We start from the raw sequence: 22,912 nt of genomic DNA, 5'->3' as shown, positions 1-22,912 counted from the left end.
AGGTTACCGCGTCTTGGGAGAAACTCAGTTTGACGCGGCTTATGACGCCCAAACCCGGCTTTACAAATGGAACCGTCCGCTCGCTCACGCGCCCAATATTTACATCTTCCCTAACCTAGACGCGGCTAACATCGGTTACAAAATTATGAAACTAACGGGCGGGTACCAGGCGACTGGTCCGATTATCGTGGGTCTTAACGCTCCGGTTAATGATTTAAGCGAGGTTGTGATTGGCAAGAGGTTTACCACCTATCTTTAATTAGTCTTGTCATGAGCGTTAACCAAAAAAATCGGCTTAACCAAAGAGTTAGCAGTCGGTCAGTTCAGATCCGACGGAAAAGAGTCAGCGTGGCTAAAGTAGTCAAAATGCCCAAGATGGGGAACACGGTTAAATCGGTCATTTTGTCCGAGTGACATATTGCCGAAGGACAGCCGGTTAAAATCGGCGCACCATTTTTCAGTTACGAAACCGACAAAACCCAAGTTGAACACAAAGCGCAGGAAGAGGGTATAGTTTTAAAAATTCTCGTTGAACCTAACCAGGAAATCGCCGTCTTTTCGCCCGTCGCTATCGTTGGCCAACTTGACGAAGATATTAGTTCTCTTCTGGAAGAGTTTGGTCCAGCTTCCAAAAGTCAGCACCAAGTCGATCAGTCTGCGCCAACCGCGCCCGAAAAGCCGCGATTAACTTCCGCGACTAAGACTAGTGCCCAGCCTCAACCAAATGTTCAGTTCGAGCAGAAGTTGCCCGAACAGGCTTTGGAATCGTCGCAATTAAGTTTTTCTCCGCGCGCAATCCGAACTTTGCGCCGTTCAGGTTGACGACCGGATTTAATGGGCCCAGCCAAGCCCGGTCAAAACCGCTTAGTTAGCCAAGACGTTTTAAGTTCAATGAATTTAGCCAAAAACTAAGGGAGCACCCAGTTCACCAAGCGCTAACTTAATTGACCAGTTAGTCTCTGATGCTGCCCAAGCAAACGGCGATGCGCCTTTTGATTATCAGCCGATGCGCCGTGCCATCGCCCGAGCGATGCTCCAATCTCAAAGCCAGTCAGCCGCGGCCACTTTGGTGATTAGCGTTGACGCGACTAATTTGACCAAAGTTCACAAAGAGTTTAAAAATGCGAGCCAAAAAGGTGGTCCACGCATTTCAATTAACGATTTAATCATTTTGGCTACTTCACGCGTTTTACCTAAGTACAGTCAAACGATTAACGCTCACGTTTTTGACGACCGAGCGATTGCTCACCGCCATGCCACATCGCGATCGCGTTGATACGCCGGTGGTTTAATCGTGCCGGTGTTAAAAAACGCCAACTCCAAGTCACTTAGAGAAATTAGTGAGCAGGCGCGGCAAATGATTAAACTGGTGCGCGAAGGTCAGTACCGCGCCGTTGATCTCAAGTCGGAACGTTCACAATTTCTAATGTCGGCGCCCTGGGGATTGAGTCTTTCACTCCGATTCTTAACGACGGTCAAGCGGCAATTTTAGGTGTGGGCGCTTTGTCGCTGCGCGCTCGTCAAAACAGCGCGGGACTAGTTGAGTTTCACCAAGCCTTAACTTTGTCGCTGACGATTGACCACCGTTTAGTCGACGGAGCGATGGCGGTCGCTTTTTAGTCGATCTTAAAAACCGTTTTAGAAAGAATTGACGAGTTAGTCGCAAAGGAGAATTATGGCTAGTAAGTACCAAGTGGTGATTTTGGGAGCCGGACCAGGCGGATACCTACTTGCCGAGCGAATCGGCAAGCGTTTTAAAACGCCATCATTGAAAAAAGATGCTTTCGGAGGAACTTGCCTTAATGTTGGTTGCATTCCTTCCAAGGCTCTGCTTTACCGCGCAAAGTTTACCGAGCCGTTTCCCACGCGGCCGACTACGGAGTTAAGTTGGTTCTTTTTCGTACGACCACCAGCAAGCCGTTCGTCGCAAGGACGAAAAAGTTGGTCTATTAGTCCAAGGCGTTGAAGCGAAAGTTAAGGCTAACAAAGTCGATATTTCCGCGGCTTTGGTCAAGTTAGCGGCCAAAGTTCGGAGGGGTTTTTAATCAAAGTTAACGGTCAAGATTTAGTGGCCGAAAAGTTAGTAATCGCAACCGGTTCCGTGCCAAACATTCCGCGATTGAGGGATTGGACGAGCTAATCAAAAACCGCGACAAAATTTTGACTAACGTGGAAGTTTTGGCTTTGGAAAAACTACCCAAGCAACTCGTAATTATCGGCGGCGGAGTGATCGGCCTTGAAATGGCAGCTTACTTTCAAAACTTAGGTCCCGAAATTCACGTGTCGAGTTTTTTAGACCAAGTGGGTGGAAACCTTGACCAGGAAATTAGTCAGCAAATTTTTGAACTACTACCAAGAGCGCGGAGTTAAATTTTACTTAGGCCACAAGCAGTTAAAGTTGATCAGCACCATTTGAGCGTGAAAAACCGCGCGACTGGACAAGTTTTTTCAAATTCCTTACGAGAAAATTTTGCTGCCACTGGGCGGACACCTAATTCGGCTAACATGGGGTTTGAAAAAATCGGTCTTTACTTAGAAAAAGACGCGGTAGTTACCAACGAAAAATGCCAGACTAACTTAGCTAACGTTTACGCAATTGGCGATGTCAACGGCGTTTCCATGTTAGCCCACACTGCTTACCGCGAAGCCGAAGTTGTCATGCACCAACTGCTTGGTCAAACTTGGGACACGGTTGCTATAACGCGATTCCGAACGTAATTTACACCGATCCGGAAATTGCCACGTTGGTCCAAGCGAAGAAGAGCTCCAAAAAACGGAGTAGATTACCAAGTTTACAAAATGCCGATGCTTTACTCAGGCCGCTTTGTAACCGAGGTAGACGATTACGCCGGACTTGTCAAATGCTGGTTGACCCTAAAACGCGCCGAATTTTAGCGGTTCACATGGTCGGACAGTACGCACCGAGATTATCGCGATTGCTGGTCTGATGGTAACTAAAATGATGAGTGTTGACTTAGTGCGCGACTTAGTAATTCCCATCCGACCGTGGCCGAACTGCTCAAGGAAACTAATTATGCAGGAGGTGCCCCATGCCTAAAGTTCAACCGATTAACCCTTCCATTTTAAGCCAGGGACACTACCCCGATCCGCGCAATATTCCTAGTTATACTTACCAAAAAACTTTAGTTGATGAGATGCGCGCGGGTCAATTGAGCGCCGAGGACGTGCGGGAAATTTACTTCCAAATGGTTTTAGCGCGTAAGTTTGACGAAATGCTTTTGGAAACAAAGCGACGAACTTTTACCGTCAAGTTGAGTACCAGTACGACGGTCCGCTCCACGTTTCAATTGGTCAAGAAGCCGTGGCGGTTGGACAAGCTTACGATCTAGATCAAAACGACTTTATTTTCGGTACCCATCGCAACCACGCGAAGTGATTGCGAAGGGACTGACCGCGATTAAAAAGTTAAGCGATGAGGAACTTGAAAAAATTATGGCCGAGCACCAAGGCGGTCAAGTGGACGAGATGCTGCGCGAGCATCGTCAGTTTGAATCAACCAAGGAGCGCGCTCGGGTGTTTTTTCTCTACGGGGTACTGGCCGAGATTTTTACCAAAGCAACGGGATTAAACATGGGTATGGGCGGTTCAATGCACATGTTTTTCACTCCCTTGGGCATTTATCCGAACAACGCCGTGGTTGGCGCATCACCATCGATCGCAATCGGAGCGGCTCTTTACAAACTAATTAACCAGCGTCCGGGCGTTGTGATTGCTAACATTGGCGACGGAGCGATTACTTGCGGACCAGTTTGGGAAGCGATTAATTTCGTAGCGATGGACCAGTACCGGGAACTTTGGGATGCTCCTTACGACCGTCGTCCACCTTTTATGCTTAACGTGATTAATAACCAGTACGCGATGGGTGGTCAACCAGTTGGGGAAACGATGGGCAGCAAGGGAGTGGCTCGCGTAGGCATGGGCGTTAATCCCGAACAAATGTGAGCCGAGAGAGTTAACGGGCAAAACGTCTTGGCAGTCATGGATGCTCAGCGTCGGCAAAGCCAGCGTGCTAAAGATGGTCTTGGGCCAACTTTAACCGAGTTTATGACTTACCGCTACGAAGGCCACTCTTCGGCTGATGCGGCCGAGCCTTACCGCGCAGCCGAGGAAGTCAAAGCTTGGCGCGAACACGACCCGATTTTACTGTTTGAAAAAGAGATTTTAGCGGCTCAGGCACTCGATCAAGCCGCGCTTGACCAGGCGGTCCAAACGGCCGAAGAACTCGTTTTTGAAGTTTATAAGTTAAACGTTGACTCTATAAGTCTCCCTTTGTCAACTGGGAAAAAGACCACGCGTGCTGGATGAAATTATGCTTGACCCGCACGAGACGCTTGACCTACCCACTTACAAGCAAGTTGAACTAAGTCAACCGCTTGAAGAAAACCCTCGTTACATTCAGTTAACTAAAAAAGCACGTTACGCTTTTGACCAAAACGGCCAAGAAGTTTCGGCTTTGCGCCAGTACCAAATTCGCGACGCCATTTTTGAAGCAGTTGCTCAGGAAGCAACCGAGCAGTCAAGTTTAATTGTTTACGGCCAAGAACACCGTGACTGAGGCGGAGCTTACGCGGTTTGACGCGGTTTAACCGAGCTACTTCCTTACCACCGTTTTTTTAACACGATGATTGGCGAAGCGGCGATCGTTGGCTCGGCGGTTGGCTACGCTCTTTGCGGCGGTCGTGCGGTAGTTGAAATTATGTACTTTGACTTTCTGTTCCGGGCTGGTGATGAAATCGCTAACCAGATGGCCAAGTGGCGAGCTATGTCGGGCGGCACGCTGAATGTTCCACTCGTTTTAAGAGTTTTAATCGGCGCGACTTACGGAGCTCAGCACTCGCAAGACTATACGTCAGTCATCGCCCACATTCCTGGTTTAAAACTAGTTCAACCAGCCACGCCCTACGATGCCAAAGGTTTAATGACTAGCGCTTTGAGAGAGTCTAACCCAGTGGTTTTTGTTGAAACTCAAAACCTTTACGGAATGGGTGAAAAGTTTGTTAAGACTGGCGTGCCAAGTCAGGCTTACGCCATCAAAATTGGCGCGGGAGTGATTCGCCGTGTTGGTCAAGACATTACAATCGTTACTTTGGGCAGCGCTCTGTACCCGGCTTTAGAAGCGGCTGAAGAACTCGCCAAGCGGTGAAAAATTAGCGCCGAGGTAATCGATGCTCGTTCGGCGGTGCCGTTTGACTATGACATCGTTTTAAAATCGCTCAAAAAGACTGGCCAAATCGTTTTGGTCAACAACGGGGCTGAGCGGAATAATTTCATGCGTCACGTGGCCTCAACGCTCAGCGAGTTGGCTTTTGATGAATTAGATGCACCGCCGGTTGTGCTCGGAGCTCGGAATTGAATTATGCCGGGCGCAGGTTTAGACCGCTGAATTTATCCCCAATCCGAAAACATCTTGGCTGCCATCCACGCTAAGATTACGCCTCTGGCCGATTTTAGACCCGAGCGCCACGAAACTAGCGTCGAACTTTACCGCCGCAATAAGCAGGGAGTCTAATGCAATTTTTTAAAACTACCATCGCACGATGTTTACCAAAACTTAGCAACGGAAGAGTATTTTTTAGTTCACAAACCGACTGCGCTTTTCATGCTGTGAATTAACGAGAATTGCATCGTGCTAGGAAAAAACCAAAATTCTTACAAAGAAGTTAACCAGGACTACGTTGACAAACACAAAATTAAAGTCGTGCGGCGGATGACAGGCGGCGGAGCAGTTTTCCACGACCTTGGCAACTTAAACTTCACTTTCATTGAGCGAGAAAAAGACGGTCACTTTCTCAACTTTAAAAAGTTTTTAAAACCGGTGGTTCGAACTTTGGAGCGCCTAGGCATCAAAGCGCAAATTTCTGGTCGCAACGACATCTTGATTGACGGGCGCAAGTTTTCTGGCAGCGCCCAGTCTTTGGTCAAGGGTTGAATCATTCACCACGGAACGATCATGTTTTCGGTTTCAACTTCGCACGTGAGCAAAGCGCTTAACGTCAACCGCTCAAAATCAAGGCCAAAGGTTTAGACTCAGTCAAAAGTCGGATCACTAACATTAAGGACCACTTAAGGGCTCCGCTGTCAATTAACCAGTTTTGCGAAATGCTGCTCGCCGAAGTTTTGCGCGACTTTCCGGCGATGACGCCTTATGAACTGACTGAGGAAGACAAGCACCAAATTGAACTTTTGCGCACTAACAAGTACGCGACTTGAGCTCACAACTACGGTCAAAATCCTCAGTACGAACTGAATAACACGCTTTACGTGCCGGGTGTCGGTTTAGTGGAAGTTTATCTCAACGTGGAAAACGGGTTAATTAGCGACCTTAAGTTTTACGGTGATTTTTTTCGGCAAAAAAGACATTGCTTACGTGGAAAATCACCTCCGAAAAATTCGTTACTCACGCGAAGACATTTTGCGTAGGCTGAGCGAGATTAACGATTTCAACGATTATTTTAACAATTTGGAGCCCGCCGTTTTAGCCGATTTAGTGGTTGGTCTGGTGCCCAGGAAGGAGTTAAAAAAATATGAAAATAGTTTTAATGGGTTGCAACCACGCTGGAACGTGGGCAGCTAAAACGCTTTTACGCAAAAAAAAGCCTGAAGATGAGGTGCTAATCTTTGACCGTAACGACAACATTTTCGTTTTTAGGTTGCGGAATCGCCCTGTGAGTTTCGGGCCTAGTTGAAAACCCGAAGACGCTTTTTTATTCGTCGCTTGAAGAGCTTGAAAAAATGGGCGCCAAAGTTTTCATGCGCCACGAGATTAGTGCGATCAACGCCGCTCAAAAAGTGGTCGAAGTAACCAATTTAAAGACGGGAGAAAAGTTTTCCCAGCCTTACGATAAGCTAATTATCGGATCGGGTTCATGACCAGTTCAACCGCCTTGGCCAGGAATTGACTTAGAGGGGGTTTTGGTTTCCAAACTTTACCAGCATGCCCAGTCAATTATTGCTAAGGTTGAGGATCCAAACGTGCGTTCAGTCGCCGTGATCGGAGCTGGATACATCGGAGTTGAGTTAGCCGAAGCGTTTGATAAGCACGGTAAAAAAGTTTACCTAATCGAGATGCAAGATGCCATCGCGCCTCACAATTTTGACCGCGAGATTAGCGCTAAATTAGTCCAAGGCGTTGAGCAAAACACTAGCATTAACTTGCGACTAGGCGAAAAGGTGACTCGTTTTATCGGCGATGAGCAAGGCCACATTCGTGCGGTGGAGACCGACCAGGACACATATCAAGTTGACATGGCGATTGTTAGCGTTGGTTTCCGCGCTCGAATTGAACCAGCTCGCGGGCAAATCGAAACCGATCCCCAGCGCGGCATTATTGTCAACGAGTACTTCCAAACTTCCAACCCAGATATTTACGCGATTGGTGATTGCGTCGCCCAAAAGTACAACCCTGACGCTTGTTTTAAACCGGTCATGTTGGCTACCAACGCGGTCCGCTCAGGCATCGTGGCGGCCATTAACGTCATGGAGCCAGGCAAACTAGCTTTTAGCGGCGTCCAAGGCACTAATGCGATCCATGTTTTTGGTTGAACTTTAGCGAGCACCGGTTTAACCGAGCTCCAAAGTCAAGAGGTTGGTTGCTCGCATCGCAACGTCGGATCCATTTTTGTCGAGGACTACGATAAGCCAGTTTTTATGCCTCAACGTCATAAAGTCTTTTTCAAAGTTGTTTTTGACCGTGATACCCGTGAGATTATTGGCGCTCAAATCGCTTCCCAAGCCGACCACGCCAGCGTGATGTACATGCTTTCGCTCGCGATTGAGAAAAAAGTCAAAATTGATGAGCTGGGTCTAATTGACACTTACTTTTTACCCCATCTCAACCAACCAGTCAACTTCATTACCCGAGCTAGTTTGCAGTATTTGAACGTGGTTGATTAGTGTTACGCGTTGTGCTTACTGGTTTGCCTGGCGTTGGAAAAACGACTTTGCTTGAAAAGCTCGGCGAGTTAGGTTTTAAAGTCAAGAGTTGTGACCAAATTGTTAACCGCCTTTACCAGCCTGGTCAGGCGGGTTATTTTCGAATCAAAAATGTTCTTGGTGCTCGCTTTGTCAGTTCGGAGGGCGTTTTACGAAAAAACTCTCAGCGAACAACTTGCCCAAGGACAATTGGAGTTAGAGCAAATTGACCAATTAATCCATCCTTTGATTGCCCAGCAACTTAGTCAAAGCGACTTTGATTTTTGCGAATGCCCGGTACTGGGGTCGCCGTATTTAGAGCTCAAAAACGTTAAGGTGGTAAAATTAGTTTGCGATCCGGTAGTAAGACGGGAACGTCTCAGCGACAAAAAAGGGTGAAGTGCAGAGCAAATAACCCAACGTTCAAACTACTACCAAGAGAGGGTTAAGCCGGATTTGACCATTGATACAACCCCGGGAGTTAGTTTGGCACTGGCAAATGAGGTACTTAACTTACTTAAACAAGATGTTTATCGGTAAGTAATAAAAATTTGTGTTATAATGAGTTTGTTAAAATAGTCAAACCTTGCACATTCTGAATTTGTCAAGGAAGAGGAGAGTTAAATGACTAAACTAAAAAGCAAAAAAAGCCAATTGTTGCTGGCAACTCTGGGAGCGGCGGTGCCTCTTGGTATCGGAGCTTCCCTAGTAGCCTGCGGGGCTCAGTCCGACGAAACTGCTAATCCGGACGACCAAGTCAAGAAAGAATTGGAGCAGAAGGAAAAAGAGCAGGAGCAAAAGGACAAAGTTTTAAAAGAAAAGTTTGAGCCTTTCAAGCGTAATGAAGAGTTTCGCTACCGCTATTCTCGTCAATCATTAGGAAACTTTGTCATGTCTTACGACTGATCGAAGTTAATGACTGGTCACGGACCGGTAGAAAGTCCGATTGACAAAATTTACCAGCAAGCTATCAATGATAGTTCAGATAGTTTGCGTTCAACTTTAACTCAGCGTGTGATTGATAATCAAATTGCTGACCTTGAGTACGTTCCTTACGCTGACATCGGAATTGTGCGCGACACTGTTGAGTACATTCTTAAGGAAAAAGCTGTGCCTGGTGCTTACCGCGCCGAAATTAAAGGGTGACTTGACTCAAAAGGTTACCAAAACGCTAACTACAACGACTTAGCTCAGTTTAAAAAAGACGGTATCGCCAACAAGTTTAACGTTGGTTTCATGCAAAACGCCATGGATTCAATGGAACTTAAACCGGCTTGAAACGCGGTTAAACCCCGATGACGTTAACCAGTCTGGCAAGTGGTTTGAAGAACAACGTTGAAACCAGTGAGTTAAAGACGGTGTCAACCCCGAAGATTTAACGATTACCTTTGGTCCGTTTTCAAACGCTTTTTGACACACGGCTTACCTGAACAACTACACCGAATACCAATTGGCTGAGCAGTTCAAGCAAATTTCTAAAAAGTGGGGAACCAAATCGTTTGACTTTTACTTCGCTGCTCCTTACAACACCAAAGGTAGCACGGAGTTTGGATCATCAACTCGTTTGTTAGCCGGAGCGCTAAAAATTCTAATTGAACAAGATCCTTCCTACAAAGTGCGTCTATCGCTAGTGACTGGTCGAGACGGACTAAATATCGGAGTTGAGAAAGGTACTTTCAACCCGGCTGACGGTCCAAGTCGCATCGGTGATGACATTTACCCGCTTTACGAGTTCACCCGTTTCCTAGGGATTAACTTCAGTCTTAACATAGTGACTGGTTATATTCAACCAACCGAAGCGGCTGGTAATGACGGAAAACTGAGCGACGAAGATTGGGAAATCAAAGCTTTAGAAAACAAGATGATTCCTAACAGTTTTCACGCTTGGAAAGAACTTCTAAAAGGGTTTGCACCCGAGCTTGTGGAAAAAGGCGAAATTAACGACCGACTGATTAATAACCGTATGTCAGTTACCCGTGAATTGGAGTTCGCAGCGAAAAAGCTGCTTACAACTTTGGGGCCGAGGACGCTTTCAAACTGCGTCAGTTAGCCCAAAAGCGAGGACTGCAACAAATTTCTAACTTCTACATTTCCCGCGACAATCCATCGCAGTTTATTCAAGGTGGAGACAGCGCACACAACATGAGTGACAACAATCCGCTAAACGTCAACATTCGTAACAGTCGACTTTACCCAGCTGGAACTTTCTCCAAAATTTTCAGCGGAAAAATCGCTAGCGAAAAAGAAATTCCTGCGGAAGAAAAACTTAGTGGTTCAAAAGACACCAGTGTTTTAAAAAGTTTGCCTGGATTTTTTGATTACAACTGAATCCAAAACGACAAGGACTTAGAAGCAATTCTGGTTGAAATTCGTAAAGAATCAGTTGACTGAGACGGCGGTCACGATGGTGGTCAAATTGATAATGTAACCAACAACAAACTGGAAAAACTAGGTAAACACCTAACTTGGCACTCAGCCAACCCACTAAGAGATGGTAAAAGTGTCACTGAAAAAGACCACCGTGCGGCTCAAACTAAAACCGTTTACTCACCTTACGTTGACATGGGGCTTTGGCCACTAGTTGATTACAAAAACGAAATAAGCAAGAAAGTTAAGAACTTAAAACACTTAACGCTAGCCTTTGTTCAACAAGACAACGTCCACGATAGCGAAGTTGACTTAAGTTTTGCTGGTTTCTATTCACCAATCAAAGGTAAAAACGTAACTAGCGATGACTTCATCGATTCGCACTTAGTACCGAAAATTCTTGAACCGCTAAACAAGCTGGTATTTTCCAAAACTTAACTGTTTCATACGGTGGATTCAACACTGGTGACAACGAGAAAAACCCTTGACACACGGCGCTAAGACAAGCAAACAACGACGTGAACAACGCGGCATTTATTCTCCAAAATAAAATTAGAGAGTTCAACCTCAACTTAGCCAAACTAGTCGGATTAGGCGAAAAAGATATGAGTTACAAAGTTGACTTTGACATTGAAGGAGCTGCTCGAACGCGAATTGACGAGTTAAAAGTTTTATTCCTAGCAATGGCGCGTCTAAAACGTGAAAATCCGAAGTGAGAATTTTCATTGACTTTGCCAGTCTTACCAAGCGGTCTAGTTCAGTCCGAAATTACGATGCTAGACATTTTAACGACCCACTACAGAATGATGGGTAACAAGCCTAAGGACATGCCAGTGATTAACATCATGGCGATGGACTACGGGATTGGAATGTATAACCAAGCGCTTAAAGATGGCAAAACTAACTTCCAATTAGCTAAAGAAGCGACTGAAAATACTCACGATCAAGTTCTCAAAGCAATTAACGCTGCTTGATCACAAGAGAAAAAACTGGAATCAGTTTGAGATAAAGTGGGAGTAACTCCGATGATCGGTGTTAACGACCATAAAAACGGAGTCTTCACGCTGGAAGACGCCAAAGAGCTTTACAACTGAGCAATGGGCGAAAAAAATCTTGCTTACGTGGGAATCTGATCGCTTAACTCTGACTCACCAGCTCCTTATTTAAAAGAAAACTCAAGCGAGTTACACAAACCGGCTGCTAAAACAATTAACAGCAACGGACTAAACTACTTACGCAAGTACGACTTCTCTAACGTTTTCCTAGGTGACTGAGATGAGCTAATTAAAAACCCAGCTCGCAACCCTTACAAACTAACTAGCGAAGAGATTGCGTGAAACTTACTTCGTCCTTGGTTGAACAAGAAAGATAAGTAAGTCTAAAGAGTAAAAACGACATTAATTCAAAAACTAGCCCAAGGCTAGTTTTTTTATTAACGCTATAATTCCAAAGTTAGCAATTGAATAGCTAACAAAGGACATGCATGTTTCAAAAAAAAGTTTTCTCTACTCTCACTTCATTTTGCGGGGTGAGCGCACTTGCGCTCGGTCAATTAGCTTGCGGAGGTAATCCAAACTTATTGTCTGGCAAAGGATCAAACTCAGTTACCGCCATTACAAGTCTGATTAACGAAAAAACTCAGCACACGCTTAACTACGAGAACTTAGGTTCCACGCTTGGCGCACGGGAAATGGCTAAAGCTCAAATTAGTTATGATTTTGCCATGACTTCTTCGCGCAAAACGCCTGGTTCGATTGGTAAAGTGGAAGGCATCAATTACTCTGATCCAACCACCGGTTTTGCTCAGGAAGTTACCAATTGGTTAAACAACCAAATTCGCACCTTAACTTTTGCTTGGGATGCGATTGGAATTGGTCTTAATTTGCCTGATCCGATTTTGAACTCCCTTCGACTGAACGACCAAGATCGTTCTAACGACATTATTCCGCGGATCAAATTTGACGCTCTAGTGGCGATTTATTGTCTCAGTCAAGACGACCAGCGTTACCCGACTTGGCAAGAGTTTTTAACTAACCCAGAAGTTACTGGTTTAGATTCTTCGTTATTCAAACCTGAGGAGTCCAAGCCGCGGGCGCTAGCGATTGAAGGCGGTAAAGATACGTCGGGTAAGGCCGAAGCTTTCACCGACAAAATCGTGGCGAGCGAAAGTTTTGCGGCGCTAGGAGTTGATAAAAAATTAGTGCAAACTCACAGCGATTCGATTATTGCTCCGGAACTTAAAGTTGAAGACAAAGAAAATACCATGTACGGTAAAAACGCTAACACCGCCAGTTCGGTGATGTATTACTCGCTCGGATACATCATTAAAAACGACCGTCAGTCCAAAGTTGTTTTAGCCGAAATTGACGGCTGAGGTGCCCCGACGGTTGCTAACGCTCAAAACGGAAGTTACGATTGAATTCGTCCGTTTAACATTCTTTACCCGGTCAGCAAAACAAAAGTAATTGAAATGGTTAAAACGCTTCTCAGCCCGGAGTTTCAAAGCGAAATTGCCCGGTTAGGTTTTGTCGCTCTAAGCAGTGAGCAGATTAGTTTGCAATCCGGTCAGCCCAGCTCTTTAACTTTACCCGACTTGGCTGCTGAAGGCTTGCCCTCTGCCAACCAAATCGACGGTCTAGACTTTGGTTTAAAGGTCAAATAAATTTAGCCGCTAATTTTTTCAGCCCGTCCTCTGGACGGGCTTTTCCGTTAAAATGTGGGTGTGAAACAAGCTCCTCGCTCGTTTAGCCAAACCGTTGGTCGCAAAACGTTCCAAGACTTGCTCACCAAGGTCACCATTTTTATTTTTTCGACCTTGGCAATCGTGGCTCTAATTTTGATGTTTAGCTTTTTGATCAAAGAAGCTTACCCGGCCTACCAGCGCTACGGTTTTTGGCACATGTACTTTAGCAACTATTTCAGTGAACCAGGCGGCTGGGGTATTTGGTCGCCGCTTCTAGTTACTCTTTTCACATCTTTCTTAGCGACTTTAATCGCGACACCGATTGCGCTTCGAGCGGCTTACTTCATATTTTTTCGCATTCGCAAAGGTAAACAAGTTTTGCGAACCACGATTAACATTTTGGCCGGCGTGCCTTCGGTGGTTTTTGGAATTTTCGCGATTAAGTCGCTAAAAGTAGTCACTAATTTGGTGCTTGGCGCTGACCACGGCAACACGATTTTGAACGGAACGCTGATGTTAGTGATTATCATTTTGCCAACTTTGATCGCGCTGATTTTGAACCAGCTCTACCTTGTTCCACGCGAATTAGTTAACTCGTCTTTGGCGCTGGGTAACACATTAGTGTACGTTTCTTACACGAGCGTCAAAAAAGCGATTCGCAGCGGCGTTCACGTTGCGGTGATTGTGGCGCTTGGTCGCGCGATTGGCGAAACGATGGCTTTGTCAATCATTTTAATTTCTAACAGTGCTCATCCCTTAGCTGAGGGGTTATGAAACTTTTTGCAGAGCGACTTTGGAACTTTGGGAGTGTTAATTGCGAAAAACATGTTCACCGACCACGGCCGTGACACGAGTCCGCTTTTTGCGGCTGGTTTGGCGCTTTTTGTTATCATCATGGTTTTGGTCGTCTTTGTGACTAAAATCTCCCAAAAACGCCGTTTGACTAACCGTTCTCCGCTTGGTCAAAAACCTTGGAAGCGGATCGACGCTTACCAAAACGCGGGACTTTACTGGTCGCTCGTGGTTTGGTACTACTTGACTTTGCCTTTCAAACTCGTTAGTTTTGCCGCGCTTTGAACTGTTGGTAAACTGCGGCTCTTTTTCCGGTGAACGGTTTACTTTTTGTCTTATCCCATTTGACGCGCCTTTGGTCTTAAGCGCGCCCACAACGAACCTTACTCCAAGTACTTTGCCCGCTTTGCCCGCAGTTCAACTAGTCACGCCCGGGATTATTGGCGACTAAGTTGGGAGATGGTGGCTATTTTCCTAGTGATGGCTAGCGTTGGTTGGATTGTTTTAGACATTTGCATCGTTGGCATGTCCCAGTACCAAATTGCCGACTGGCGTTTTTCCAACCTTCAACCAGTCATTGGCGGTTTTAAAAGAGTGCCGTCAACTTTGCTCCATCCGCTCGTTTGAACGCTAGTGTTAATCGGCTTCACGATTGTGATTGCTTTTCCTTTCGCGCTTTGCGCGGCTCTGTTTTTATCCGAGTATGTGCGGGACAAAAAACTGGGTAAACTAATCAAGTTTTTCTTAGATTCGCTGGGCGGAACACCTTCAATTTTGTTCGGGCTTTTTGGCGCGGTGTTTTTCATTAAAACGCTCGGACTTTTCCAAACGGTTCCTTTCTCTCTTTTGGCGGGAACGCTGACGATGGTGTTAGTCATTTTGCCAACTTTCACTCGCTCGATTGAACAAGTTCTCATTAAGATTCCCGACTCTTACCGCCAAGGTTCTTACGCGCTCGGTGCTTCCCGCACGCGCACGATTTTCAAAGTCGTCATTCCCCAAGCCACGATTGGAATTGTTTCCGGTACAATCCTATCAATGGGAAGAATTATGGGTGAAACAGCGCCGATATTTTTAACTCTTGGACTTGCGACATCGATTGTTGACATCGGTATTTTGTCGCCTGGTCACACACTTACAACGAACATTTTGGACGTTTTTGCTAACAACCGAGAAGCGCTTGATTTCCAATCTCAAATCGCCTTATCTTACAAAATTGGCTCGGTTGCACTGCTCGCCACGACACTAATTATCTTTTTGGCTCAAGGCGTGCCTTGGATTGGTCAGCGGTTTAGAATGTTAATCACGCGCTGAAAAAACCGCCGTCAGGCCGCGCGGATGGCTCAATATGTCTGATAAAACCACTAGTTCTAACCCGATTTTCCGAGTGAGCGACCTCAATCTCTGGTACGACTCGGGTCGTAAACACGCTTTGGTAGATGTTTCGATTGATTTACCGCCGCGGAAAGTCACGGCTCTAATTGGCCCTTCGGGGTGCGGTAAATCAACTTTCATTCGCTGCCTTAACAAAATGAACGATTTAATTGTCGGGGTCAAGCTTGGCGGTTCGATTAAGTTTGATGGCAAGTACGAAATAGTGGCCAACCAGCAAAAAAGAGCCTGGTCAAACTGGTTTGGACTGACCAAAGGTCGCGAGTCTGGCAGCGAAGTAGACACTGATTTAGAAAGACAAATTCGTGCGCTTTCTGATCAAGTCAATTTGGCACCCAAGGGACCCGATAGGGATGAGCTTGTTTCGCGTCGCAAAGAGCTTTGACAAACTTGACAAACCAAAGTCCAGAAAAGCGAAAAAGATCGCAAAAATAAAATAGTCCAACTCAAAACCAAAATCGCCCAACTTAAAAAAGAAGCGAAAAATTCTCGCGCTGACAGCGAACTAGCAACTGACTACCAGGGAAAAATCGCTAGCTACCAAAAGCAAATTTACCACCTTAAAAAATCGCACGTGATAGTCCGCTTGAGTTAAGAACTAGAGTGGGGATGGTTTTCCAAAAGCCTAACCCGTTTCCGATGTCAATTTACGATAACGTCGCCTATGGTCCTCGCTCAAGCGGTGTTAAATCGCCGCGCGAACTAAACAACATAGTTGAAAAAGCGCTTCGCGATGCAGCGCTGTGGGAAGAAGTAAAAGATAACTTGTTTGACGACGCGCTGGGACTTTCGGGCGGCCAACAACAACGTCTGTGCATTGCCCGCGCGATCGCTATGGAACCGGAAGTTTTACTGATGGATGAGCCCACTTCGGCGCTGGACCCGATTGCGACTAACAAAATTGAGCGTCTAATGAGCCAACTGAAGAAAAAATACACCATTATTGTCGTGACCCACTCCATGCAGCAAGCGGCTCGAATTAGTGATTTCACGGCTTTTTTTTACCTCGGCAAACTCGTTGAATTTGATAAAACGCGCCTGATTTTTACTAAACCGAAGCAGCGTCTTACCAAAGATTACATCCGTGGTAAAATGGGGTAAAAATGGCGACATCAATTATTCGCATAGAAACGCGTAAAATCCAGGAAAAACTAATCAAAATGTTTGTTCTGGTGCTCAACCAGCACAGTCAAATGGCCCGGGCGTTGGAAAATGATGACAAAGACGCCGCGCAAAAAATTATTAATGATGACCGGCAAGTTAACGCCCTTTTTGACGAAATTCACGGCGATTTAGAGTTTTTAATTACTAAGACGCCGCTTGACAAAGACTTAAGACGTACAATGGCTTACATTATGATCGCCCAGGACATTGAAAGAATTGGCGATTACGTTAAGAGTATCGGGCGCTTTATTATTAAGGCCAAACCGCTTAAACAAAATTTACTAGCCACGATTAGCAAAGTTCACCAACCTTTTTTGCGCATGATTAAAAAACTGAGCGAAGTAATTAGCCGGGAAAGTTTTGATTTGGCCGTTGAACTAGTCAAGCGCGACTTAGCGATTGAAAAACTGGCTAACGATATGCGCATGTCGCTAATTAGTTCCATTACCAGTTACCGGAAGCAGGAACAGGTGATGGCAGTCATTTTTGCGACTAATGTGATCGGAGCGATCGAGCGGGCCACCAACTACGTGGTGCACATTTGCGAGCTAATCGCTTACGTTCACACGGGTAAAAACGTTGATTTAACATAAACTTTTTGCTTATATTTTGGTATAATTGTTCTAAGAACAAGTGCTAATCCTAGGGATAGGTTCTAGTTGGAAGACTAGGCAGTGGTGGTTGGATTGCACGACAATTTGCTACAATTAGGTGTGCAAGAAAGATAATTTGAGAGGAATTACACATGGCAAAAACCGCATTTGATCGAAAAAAAGAACACGTTAACATCGGTACCATTGGTCACGTTGACCACGGGAAAACGACTTTAACAGCCGCGATCGCAACGGTTCTTTCCAAAAAGGGCTTGTCAGAAGCGAAAGATTACGCATCAATTGACAACGCTCCTGAGGAAAAAGAGCGGGGAATTACGATTAACACCGCTCACATTGAGTACGAAACGGAAAAGCGTCACTACGCCCACATTGATTGCCCGGGCCACGCTGACTACGTTAAAAATATGATTACTGGAGCGGCCCAAATGGACGGCGCAATTTTAGTTGTGTCGGCTACTGACGGACCGATGCCCCAAACTCGTGAGCACATTTTGCTTGCTAAGCAAGTTGGTGTTCCGTTGATTATTCCGTTTCTTAACAAAGTAGATATGTTAGAAGGCGATGAAGAAATGGTTGACTTAGTTGAAATGGACGTTCGTGAACTACTAACTAAGTACGGATTTGACGGCGACAAAGTGCCCGTGATTCGTGGTTCAGCGCTTAAAGCGCTTGAAGGTGATCCAAAGTTTGAAGCAAAAATTTACGAACTGATGGACGCTGTGGACAACTACATCCCGACTCCAAAACACGAACTTGACAAACCATTCTTGATGGCTGTTGAGGACGTATTCTCAATCACTGGACGGGGAACCGTGGCGACTGGACGGGTAGAACGTGGTCGCGTTAAGTCTGGCGAAGAAGTTGAAATCGTGGGACTACGTGACACTAAAAAGACAGTTGTGACCGGAATTGAAATGTTCCGTAAAACACTTGATGAAGCTTTAGCTGGCGACAACGCCGGATTGCTACTGCGTGGAATTGACAAAGATCAAATTGAGCGTGGACAAGTGCTTGCTAAGCCAGGTTCAATTGTTCCGCGGTCAACTTTTAAAGCGCAAGTTTACGCTTTGAAAAAAGAGGAAGGCGGACGTCACACACCGTTTTTCAAAAACTACAAGCCGCAGTTTTACTTCCGTACCACCGACGTAACGGGCGGAATTGAACTACCCCAAGGTACTGAGATGGTGATGCCAGGGGACAACGTAGAACTAACTGTTAATCTGATTTCGCCAGTTGCGATTGAAGAAGGAACTAAGTTCTCAATCCGTGAAGGCGGACGTACCGTCGGAGCGGGATCAATTACTTCAATTATTTCCTAAGATTTGTCTTTCTAATTTTCAATTCACTCTAACCCTTGCGGTTAGAGTTTTTTAACTTAAATGTTCTAAAATCAGTTTGATGACTACTTCGCACAAACTATGAACTTGACTAAAACAAAACCTACGCACTTCGACTTACGAGTTGGCGTTGGCAGCGGTTTTCGTGGCGCTTTGAGTTTTTAGTTACAAATTCATTTCAGTTAATTTACGCTTCATGCGTTTTGGAATTGTATACGCTTGGGTGATTACGATTGGCCTGATTTTTAGACCGCTTCTAGCAGTCAAAATTGCTTTAATTGCCGACCACCTTTGTCTTTTAGTCGGTGGTGGTTTAGGTCGCTGAATGCTTGAGTACGCTCTAATTTATCCGACCATGGTTTTACTAGTTGGTTTTCTAAAAAGATGCCTCAACACCCAACACCAGCGCTGGTGACTGGCCGGAGTAGTTTTTAGCGTTATGAGCACGTTAATTTTAGTTTTAATTACGATGGCTCTCTACCGAGGTTTTGTTAGCCAAAGCAAAAATGGCGATCAAGCTTTTTTGTTCAATTCTCTGGGCGTCTATGTTTTGATGTGAAGCGTTTGCGCTTTTTTAGCTTTTGCTTTCGGTTTGATGCTACTTAAGTACTTAAAAAGTCGCCATCAGCGACTTCAAGAAGCGATTTCGGTCGTCGTGGTTGTGACTTTGGTCGTGGTAATTTACGTTTGACTCTGAGGGCCAATCGCACAAATTCGTTACTTAGTTCAGCGCGTTGGTTATAGTCCGCACGAACTATTTGCTAAGTACGACTTTTACTTAGTGCCACGAATTCTTAAAACGCCCATTATTGTTCCGCTTTACAGTCTAATTGTTTACGCTCTCCAAGAGTTTTTCCCCATGTTAACCGCGCCTACCGTTGGTAGGTTTTGGTCAAACGTTAATTCCAATTGCCCAATACCCGTGTGAGCAGCCACGATAGCGGGTACGGGTGTTTCGATCGGTTTGATAACTCCGATTGCTTCTAAAGCTTGGCGGGCAATTTTAATTGTGTCTTGGTCGAAAGTGTGGACAATTTCCCAGTAGTAATCGTGGACTTGGGCTTGACCAATCGCGTGGATAATTTTCTCAACGCTTGAGAAAACGTTTTTAGCTAAACTGCGTTTCACGCCGTTAACTTTGATACCTTCGTCGCGTAAAACTAACCGCGGGATTAGGCCGGTTTTTTGAAGAATAAACTTCTTAGTCCCTTTTAGGCGGCCGCCTCGGATAAAGCCTTCTAGGTTTTTGGGAGCAAAGTAGCAGTGACTGGCGTGACTGATTGATTCAATTAGAGTTAACGTTTTTTTAATGTCGCGGTTTTTCTCGTAATCGTCAATTGCTCTGCTGGCCGTGTCAACTAGCGCCGTACCGACTAGACGAACGTTAGCAATGTGCACGTTAGGAAATTTCTGGGAGACTTGAACTGCGCTTTGGTAAGTCGAAGACACTCCGCTGTTAATTGGAATGTAAATTACATGGGCAAATTTTTTAGATAACTCCGCAAAAGTTTCTTCCAACAAACCTTGGGGCACTTGCGACGTGTGAATTTTTTTGGCGTTTTTAATTTTTTCTACCACTTGTTTAAGAGTGATATCCCGCCCATCTTGGTAAGTATGCTCGTCAATGCTAATCAGTTGGGGCACGAAAGTAAAACCAAGACTAGTCAGTTTTTTTTCTGAGTAGCCGGTAAACGAGTCGAGAACGATTTGGAGCGGTTTTTTAGTCTGTGCCATGCTAATAAAAATTATATAGGAACTGACTTACCAACCTGGTAAAGAAAGTTTAGCACTCGTAGTATTAATGTGCTAAAATAGGCTTGACATGGCAAAACAATCCAAACCAGATTACTACCAAAGTCTTGGCGTTGACCGCAATGCTTCCGAACACGAAATTAAACGCGCTTTTCGTAAACTGGCTATGCGCTACCACCCCGACCGCAACAAAGAACCGGATGCCGAAGCTAAGTTCAAGGAAATTAATGAAGCTTATGAAGTGCTTTCCGATCCGCAAAAACGTTCTCGCTATGACCAGTACGGTCACGCGGCATTTGACCAAAGCGCTGGCTTTGGTGGTTTTGAGTTTGAAGGTTTTGGTAGTTTTGACGGCATGGACATTAACGACATCTTCAGTTCCTTTTTCGGCGGCGGTTTTGGTCAAAGTAGTCGGCGTCCGCGCCGCGGAGCTAACATCCAAGGTCAAATTACAATCCAGTTTTTTAGACGCGATCTTCGGTAAAAAGATGGTCCAAAAACTGGATAAATGAGTTAATGACCGACTTGAAAGAGTTGAAACCACGATTGAAATTCCGGCGGGCATTTCTGACGGGCAAGCGATTATTTTTAAAGGTTATGGTCAGCGCGGACACAACGGTGGTCCAAGCGGAGACCTTTATTTAGTAGTCAGAATCGCTAAGCACAAATACTACGAGCGTGATAATTACAACATTCACCTTGAAATACCCGTTTCAGCTTTTGACATTTTGCAAGAAAAAACTTTGGAAGTGCCAACACCTTATGGCAAAGAGAAAATTAAATTGCGTTCAGACTACGACTCTAAAACCACGATTAAACTAGCCAAAAAGGCGTTCCTTCAATGCGGCACCACTTTGTCGGTGATTTAATTGTTCATCTGAAAATTTACCTACCTTCTTTACCGCGCCGTCAGAGCGAACAAATTCGCGACCTCACTTCCGAATTAACCGACCGCACTTACGACAAGTTTTTGCGGGAGTTTAGTTAGTGTTTCGTTTTTTCGTACAAAAACGCGTCGGCAACCACTTTGACTTAGATCCTCAAACACTCGCTCACATTAAAGTGGTCAGAATCGGCAGCCGACCTTTTATTTGCGTGTGACAAGGACAGTTTTTTGAAACAAAGTTAGATGGTAGGCGCGCCTTAATCATTCGGGAAATTGCTCTTAACCACGAGTTTGCCCGACCAGTTAAACTCGCTGCCGCAGTTTAAAACCGAAAAACTTTGCTTGGTTAGTTCAAAAAGCAGCCGAGTTAGGTGTTAGTCAGCTTTGACCACTTACAAGCGATTATGTTCAACACCGACCAGAACGTCATGAGCGACTAGTTAAAATTGCTAACGGCGCTAGTCAGCAAGCTTTTCGCAACTACCCGCTCCAAGTTCACAGTCCGACTAGTTTCAAAGAGGCACTGCAAATTAGTGCTGCTCACAAGTACATTTTGGATGAAAAACTTCCCCAACCAATCAAAACAAGTTTTGAACAAGACTCTCTTTTTTTAGTCGGTCCCGAGGGTGGTTGAAGCGAAAAAGAACTTGAGTTAGCCAAGGCAAGCGGCTTTGAACGTGTTTACCTTGGTCCGCGGATTATGCGCGCGGAAACGGCTAGTTTGTTTGTTTTAGCAAGGGTCAAAATTTAGTTTATAATGGTTTGGCAATGCATTAAGACCGTAGCGGTCGCACGACTTAATTAAGCTACCGAGTGCGTGAAACGCTTTTTGGTATCAACTCGTTGTTTTGCCTCTTGCTAAAGAAGGAGATTTTGACGTGACCAACAAAGAAGTTAAACAGAGCGTTGTCGAAGAAATTGCGGCTCGCCTGGGTAAAGTAACTAGTTTAGTGGTCGCTCAGTACCACGGCTTGACCGTGCGCGAACTTCAAAGCCTTCGCGAAAAACTTAGCGAAGCCCAAATTAGTGCCAAGGTTTACAAAAATCGTCTCTTCAAGCTGGCTCTTGAGGGCAGTCCTTACAAGGATCTAGCGCGGTTTTTACAAGGTCCTAACTTGTTCGTCTTTACTGAGCAAGATCAAAATGCACCGGCCAAAATTCTCGCCAACTTCGCTAAGGACCACCCAGCCCTAGCGCTTGTGGCGGGTACTTACGAGGGCGAGGTGCTTGACCAGCACGGAATTAACCAAATCGCCGAACTGCCTTCTTACGAGGAAGGATTGACGATGCTGGCCATGTCGCTGATGGGACCAATTCGTTACTTAGCGATTGCACTTAACCAGTACGCTGAGCAAAAAACCGATACGGGAGAGGAGAAAAAAGATGAGCAAACTAACTAAGGAAACATTTATTGAAAGTCTGCAGTCAATGACCATTAAAGAAGTGATGGAACTTGTCGAGGCTATGAAAGAAACTTTTGGTGTTGACCCAACGGCAGTTGTCAGCGCCGCGGCGGCTAGTCAAGCGCCAGCTGAAGAAGTTAAGAGCGAAGTAACCGTGACTCTTAAAGCAGTTGGACCAAACAAAATCGCCGTCATTAAAGTTGTCAAAGAAATCACTGGTTTAGGTTTGATGGACGCTAAAAATTTAGTTGACGCAGCGCCAAAACCAATCAAGGAAAACATCAAGCCTGAGGAAGCCGAAGAACTTAAGAAAAAGTTAACTGAAGCTGGTGCCGAAGTAACGGTAGACTAATCTTACTAATTTAGCCAAAACCGCTCTGTTTGAGCGGTTTTTTTGTTTTTAAGATTTCAGTTAAGTCCAGTCGGATTTTGGTTCAAATAACTAAGTTATTTAATTGATGGTTTACGGGTGAAAAAAACTTATAATGCTACATGCGTAAAAAATCATCATACGTCCAAAGGGGGTTGAGAAATATCCGATGAACACAACGCGTTCGCATCAACAGACCAAACCGATCATTGAGTTAGTT

At 45.2% G+C, this 22,912-nt stretch carries 29 protein-coding genes and 2 pseudogenes; 30 read left to right on the top strand and 1 reads right to left on the bottom strand.

Annotated features, from left to right (window positions below; all coding sequences use genetic code 4):
* Positions 1 to 13 precede the first annotated feature (13 nt).
* The 23 genes and pseudogenes from CSH31_RS04820 (at position 14) to tuf (ending at position 18,263) form a co-directional block, all read left to right on the top strand.
* Positions 14 to 259 (top strand): phosphate acyltransferase, encoded by a 246-nt coding sequence (locus CSH31_RS04820; protein WP_128008467.1) that lies wholly within the window; start codon positions 14 to 16, stop codon positions 257 to 259.
* 11 nt (positions 260 to 270) lie between these two features.
* Positions 271 to 912, top strand: coding sequence for a biotin/lipoyl-containing protein (locus CSH31_RS00695; protein WP_128008466.1), 642 nt, complete (start codon positions 271 to 273; stop codon positions 910 to 912).
* Positions 913 to 1,006: 94 nt separating this feature from the next.
* On the top strand, positions 1,007 to 1,492 hold the full coding sequence (locus CSH31_RS00690; protein ID WP_128008465.1) for a 2-oxo acid dehydrogenase subunit E2: 486 nt from the start codon (positions 1,007 to 1,009) through the stop codon (positions 1,490 to 1,492).
* On the top strand, positions 1,420 to 1,620 hold the full coding sequence (locus tag CSH31_RS04815; RefSeq protein WP_128008464.1) for a 2-oxo acid dehydrogenase subunit E2: 201 nt from the start codon (positions 1,420 to 1,422) through the stop codon (positions 1,618 to 1,620). The genes CSH31_RS00690 and CSH31_RS04815 overlap by 73 nt, the downstream gene beginning before the upstream one ends.
* A gap of 55 nt (positions 1,621 to 1,675) precedes the next feature.
* Entirely contained in the window at positions 1,676 to 1,978 is a 303-nt protein-coding gene (locus CSH31_RS00680; RefSeq protein WP_128008463.1) for an FAD-dependent oxidoreductase, read from the top strand.
* Between the two features lie 137 nt (positions 1,979 to 2,115).
* A pseudogene (locus CSH31_RS04530) lies at positions 2,116 to 2,718 on the top strand (FAD-dependent oxidoreductase); the annotation flags it as partial.
* Between the two features lie 332 nt (positions 2,719 to 3,050).
* A complete protein-coding gene (locus CSH31_RS00665; protein ID WP_128008460.1) occupies positions 3,051 to 3,350 on the top strand; it encodes a hypothetical protein in 300 nt (99 codons plus the stop codon).
* A gap of 43 nt (positions 3,351 to 3,393) precedes the next feature.
* Entirely contained in the window at positions 3,394 to 4,428 is a 1,035-nt protein-coding gene (locus CSH31_RS00660) for a thiamine pyrophosphate-dependent enzyme (RefSeq protein ID WP_128008459.1), read from the top strand.
* Positions 4,316 to 5,530 carry a transketolase C-terminal domain-containing protein gene (locus tag CSH31_RS00655; RefSeq protein ID WP_161565615.1) on the top strand — a complete coding sequence of 405 codons (1,215 nt, stop codon included), beginning with the start codon at positions 4,316 to 4,318 and terminating at the stop codon, positions 5,528 to 5,530. The genes CSH31_RS00660 and CSH31_RS00655 overlap by 113 nt, the downstream gene beginning before the upstream one ends.
* 90 nt (positions 5,531 to 5,620) lie before the next feature.
* Entirely contained in the window at positions 5,621 to 6,046 is a 426-nt protein-coding gene (locus CSH31_RS00650) for a lipoate--protein ligase family protein (RefSeq protein ID WP_128008457.1), read from the top strand.
* 74 nt (positions 6,047 to 6,120) lie between these two features.
* On the top strand, positions 6,121 to 6,441 hold the full coding sequence (locus CSH31_RS00645) for a lipoate protein ligase C-terminal domain-containing protein (RefSeq protein ID WP_128008456.1): 321 nt from the start codon (positions 6,121 to 6,123) through the stop codon (positions 6,439 to 6,441).
* Between the two features lie 198 nt (positions 6,442 to 6,639).
* Positions 6,640 to 7,914 carry an FAD-dependent oxidoreductase gene (locus tag CSH31_RS00635; RefSeq protein ID WP_128008454.1) on the top strand — a complete coding sequence of 425 codons (1,275 nt, stop codon included), beginning with the start codon at positions 6,640 to 6,642 and terminating at the stop codon, positions 7,912 to 7,914.
* Between the two features lie 159 nt (positions 7,915 to 8,073).
* Positions 8,074 to 8,472 (top strand): hypothetical protein, encoded by a 399-nt coding sequence (locus CSH31_RS04525; RefSeq protein WP_236630678.1) that lies wholly within the window; start codon positions 8,074 to 8,076, stop codon positions 8,470 to 8,472.
* Between the two features lie 84 nt (positions 8,473 to 8,556).
* Positions 8,557 to 9,237 carry a hypothetical protein gene (locus CSH31_RS00625; RefSeq protein WP_128008453.1) on the top strand — a complete coding sequence of 227 codons (681 nt, stop codon included), beginning with the start codon at positions 8,557 to 8,559 and terminating at the stop codon, positions 9,235 to 9,237.
* Complete coding sequence (locus CSH31_RS00620; protein WP_128008452.1) at positions 9,161 to 9,982, top strand: hypothetical protein; 822 nt, start codon at positions 9,161 to 9,163, stop codon at positions 9,980 to 9,982. Before CSH31_RS00625 ends, CSH31_RS00620 begins: the two co-directional genes overlap by 77 nt.
* A 92-nt stretch (positions 9,983 to 10,074) precedes the next feature.
* Complete coding sequence (locus tag CSH31_RS00615) at positions 10,075 to 10,737, top strand: hypothetical protein (RefSeq protein ID WP_128008451.1); 663 nt, start codon at positions 10,075 to 10,077, stop codon at positions 10,735 to 10,737.
* 80 nt (positions 10,738 to 10,817) lie between these two features.
* Complete coding sequence (locus CSH31_RS00610) at positions 10,818 to 11,675, top strand: hypothetical protein (RefSeq protein ID WP_128008450.1); 858 nt, start codon at positions 10,818 to 10,820, stop codon at positions 11,673 to 11,675.
* Between the two features lie 107 nt (positions 11,676 to 11,782).
* Complete coding sequence (locus tag CSH31_RS00605; protein ID WP_128008449.1) at positions 11,783 to 12,961, top strand: hypothetical protein; 1,179 nt, start codon at positions 11,783 to 11,785, stop codon at positions 12,959 to 12,961.
* Positions 12,962 to 13,021: 60 nt separating this feature from the next.
* The gene (locus CSH31_RS00600; RefSeq protein ID WP_127942605.1) at positions 13,022 to 15,133 is read left to right on the top strand and encodes an ABC transporter permease subunit; all 2,112 of its coding nucleotides are present in this window, start codon (positions 13,022 to 13,024) and stop codon (positions 15,131 to 15,133) included.
* The gene (locus CSH31_RS00595; RefSeq protein ID WP_128008448.1) at positions 15,123 to 15,761 is read left to right on the top strand and encodes an ATP-binding cassette domain-containing protein; all 639 of its coding nucleotides are present in this window, start codon (positions 15,123 to 15,125) and stop codon (positions 15,759 to 15,761) included. Before CSH31_RS00600 ends, CSH31_RS00595 begins: the two co-directional genes overlap by 11 nt.
* Positions 15,752 to 16,267 (top strand): annotated as a pseudogene (locus tag CSH31_RS00590) (phosphate ABC transporter ATP-binding protein); the annotation flags it as partial. The gene CSH31_RS00595 and the pseudogene CSH31_RS00590, both read left to right, overlap by 10 nt.
* A gap of 2 nt (positions 16,268 to 16,269) precedes the next feature.
* Complete coding sequence (locus CSH31_RS00585; protein WP_128008446.1) at positions 16,270 to 16,923, top strand: PhoU domain-containing protein; 654 nt, start codon at positions 16,270 to 16,272, stop codon at positions 16,921 to 16,923.
* A 152-nt stretch (positions 16,924 to 17,075) separates the two neighbouring features.
* Positions 17,076 to 18,263, top strand: coding sequence for an elongation factor Tu (tuf, locus tag CSH31_RS00580; RefSeq protein WP_127942601.1), 1,188 nt, complete (start codon positions 17,076 to 17,078; stop codon positions 18,261 to 18,263).
* A gap of 852 nt (positions 18,264 to 19,115) precedes the next feature.
* On the opposite strand, the gene CSH31_RS00575 is transcribed toward tuf, so the two are convergent.
* A complete protein-coding gene (locus CSH31_RS00575; protein WP_128008445.1) occupies positions 19,116 to 20,015 on the bottom strand; it encodes a DegV family protein in 900 nt (299 codons plus the stop codon).
* 88 nt (positions 20,016 to 20,103) lie between these two features.
* Here CSH31_RS00575 and CSH31_RS04520 point away from each other — a divergent pair, with 88 nt between their 5' ends.
* From CSH31_RS04520 to rplL, 7 genes are all read left to right on the top strand, one after another.
* Positions 20,104 to 20,517, top strand: coding sequence for a DnaJ domain-containing protein (locus CSH31_RS04520; protein WP_236630677.1), 414 nt, complete (start codon positions 20,104 to 20,106; stop codon positions 20,515 to 20,517).
* A gap of 4 nt (positions 20,518 to 20,521) precedes the next feature.
* On the top strand, positions 20,522 to 20,902 hold the full coding sequence (locus tag CSH31_RS04515) for a DnaJ C-terminal domain-containing protein (RefSeq protein ID WP_236630676.1): 381 nt from the start codon (positions 20,522 to 20,524) through the stop codon (positions 20,900 to 20,902).
* A complete protein-coding gene (locus CSH31_RS04510; RefSeq protein ID WP_236630675.1) occupies positions 20,875 to 21,021 on the top strand; it encodes a hypothetical protein in 147 nt (48 codons plus the stop codon). Before CSH31_RS04515 ends, CSH31_RS04510 begins: the two co-directional genes overlap by 28 nt.
* Positions 21,021 to 21,245: a hypothetical protein gene (locus tag CSH31_RS00565; RefSeq protein ID WP_128008444.1), complete on the top strand. Its 225-nt coding sequence runs from the start codon at positions 21,021 to 21,023 to the stop codon at positions 21,243 to 21,245. The genes CSH31_RS04510 and CSH31_RS00565 overlap by 1 nt, the downstream gene beginning before the upstream one ends.
* Positions 21,242 to 21,670 carry an RsmE family RNA methyltransferase gene (locus CSH31_RS00560; protein ID WP_128008941.1) on the top strand — a complete coding sequence of 143 codons (429 nt, stop codon included), beginning with the start codon at positions 21,242 to 21,244 and terminating at the stop codon, positions 21,668 to 21,670. Before CSH31_RS00565 ends, CSH31_RS00560 begins: the two co-directional genes overlap by 4 nt.
* A gap of 97 nt (positions 21,671 to 21,767) precedes the next feature.
* A complete protein-coding gene (gene rplJ, locus CSH31_RS00555) occupies positions 21,768 to 22,319 on the top strand; it encodes a 50S ribosomal protein L10 (protein ID WP_161565611.1) in 552 nt (183 codons plus the stop codon).
* A complete protein-coding gene (gene rplL, locus CSH31_RS00550; RefSeq protein ID WP_127942589.1) occupies positions 22,303 to 22,674 on the top strand; it encodes a 50S ribosomal protein L7/L12 in 372 nt (123 codons plus the stop codon). The genes rplJ and rplL overlap by 17 nt, the downstream gene beginning before the upstream one ends.
* The last annotated feature ends 238 nt before the right edge of the window (positions 22,675 to 22,912 follow it).

This window comes from Mycoplasma sp. ATU-Cv-508 (genome assembly GCF_004011945.1).
Lineage (GTDB): Bacteria > Bacillota_I > Bacilli_A > Mycoplasmatales > Metamycoplasmataceae > RYZV01.
Note: the sequence above shows the minus strand (reverse complement) of the source record. Positions and strands in the feature narration are given on the sequence as shown.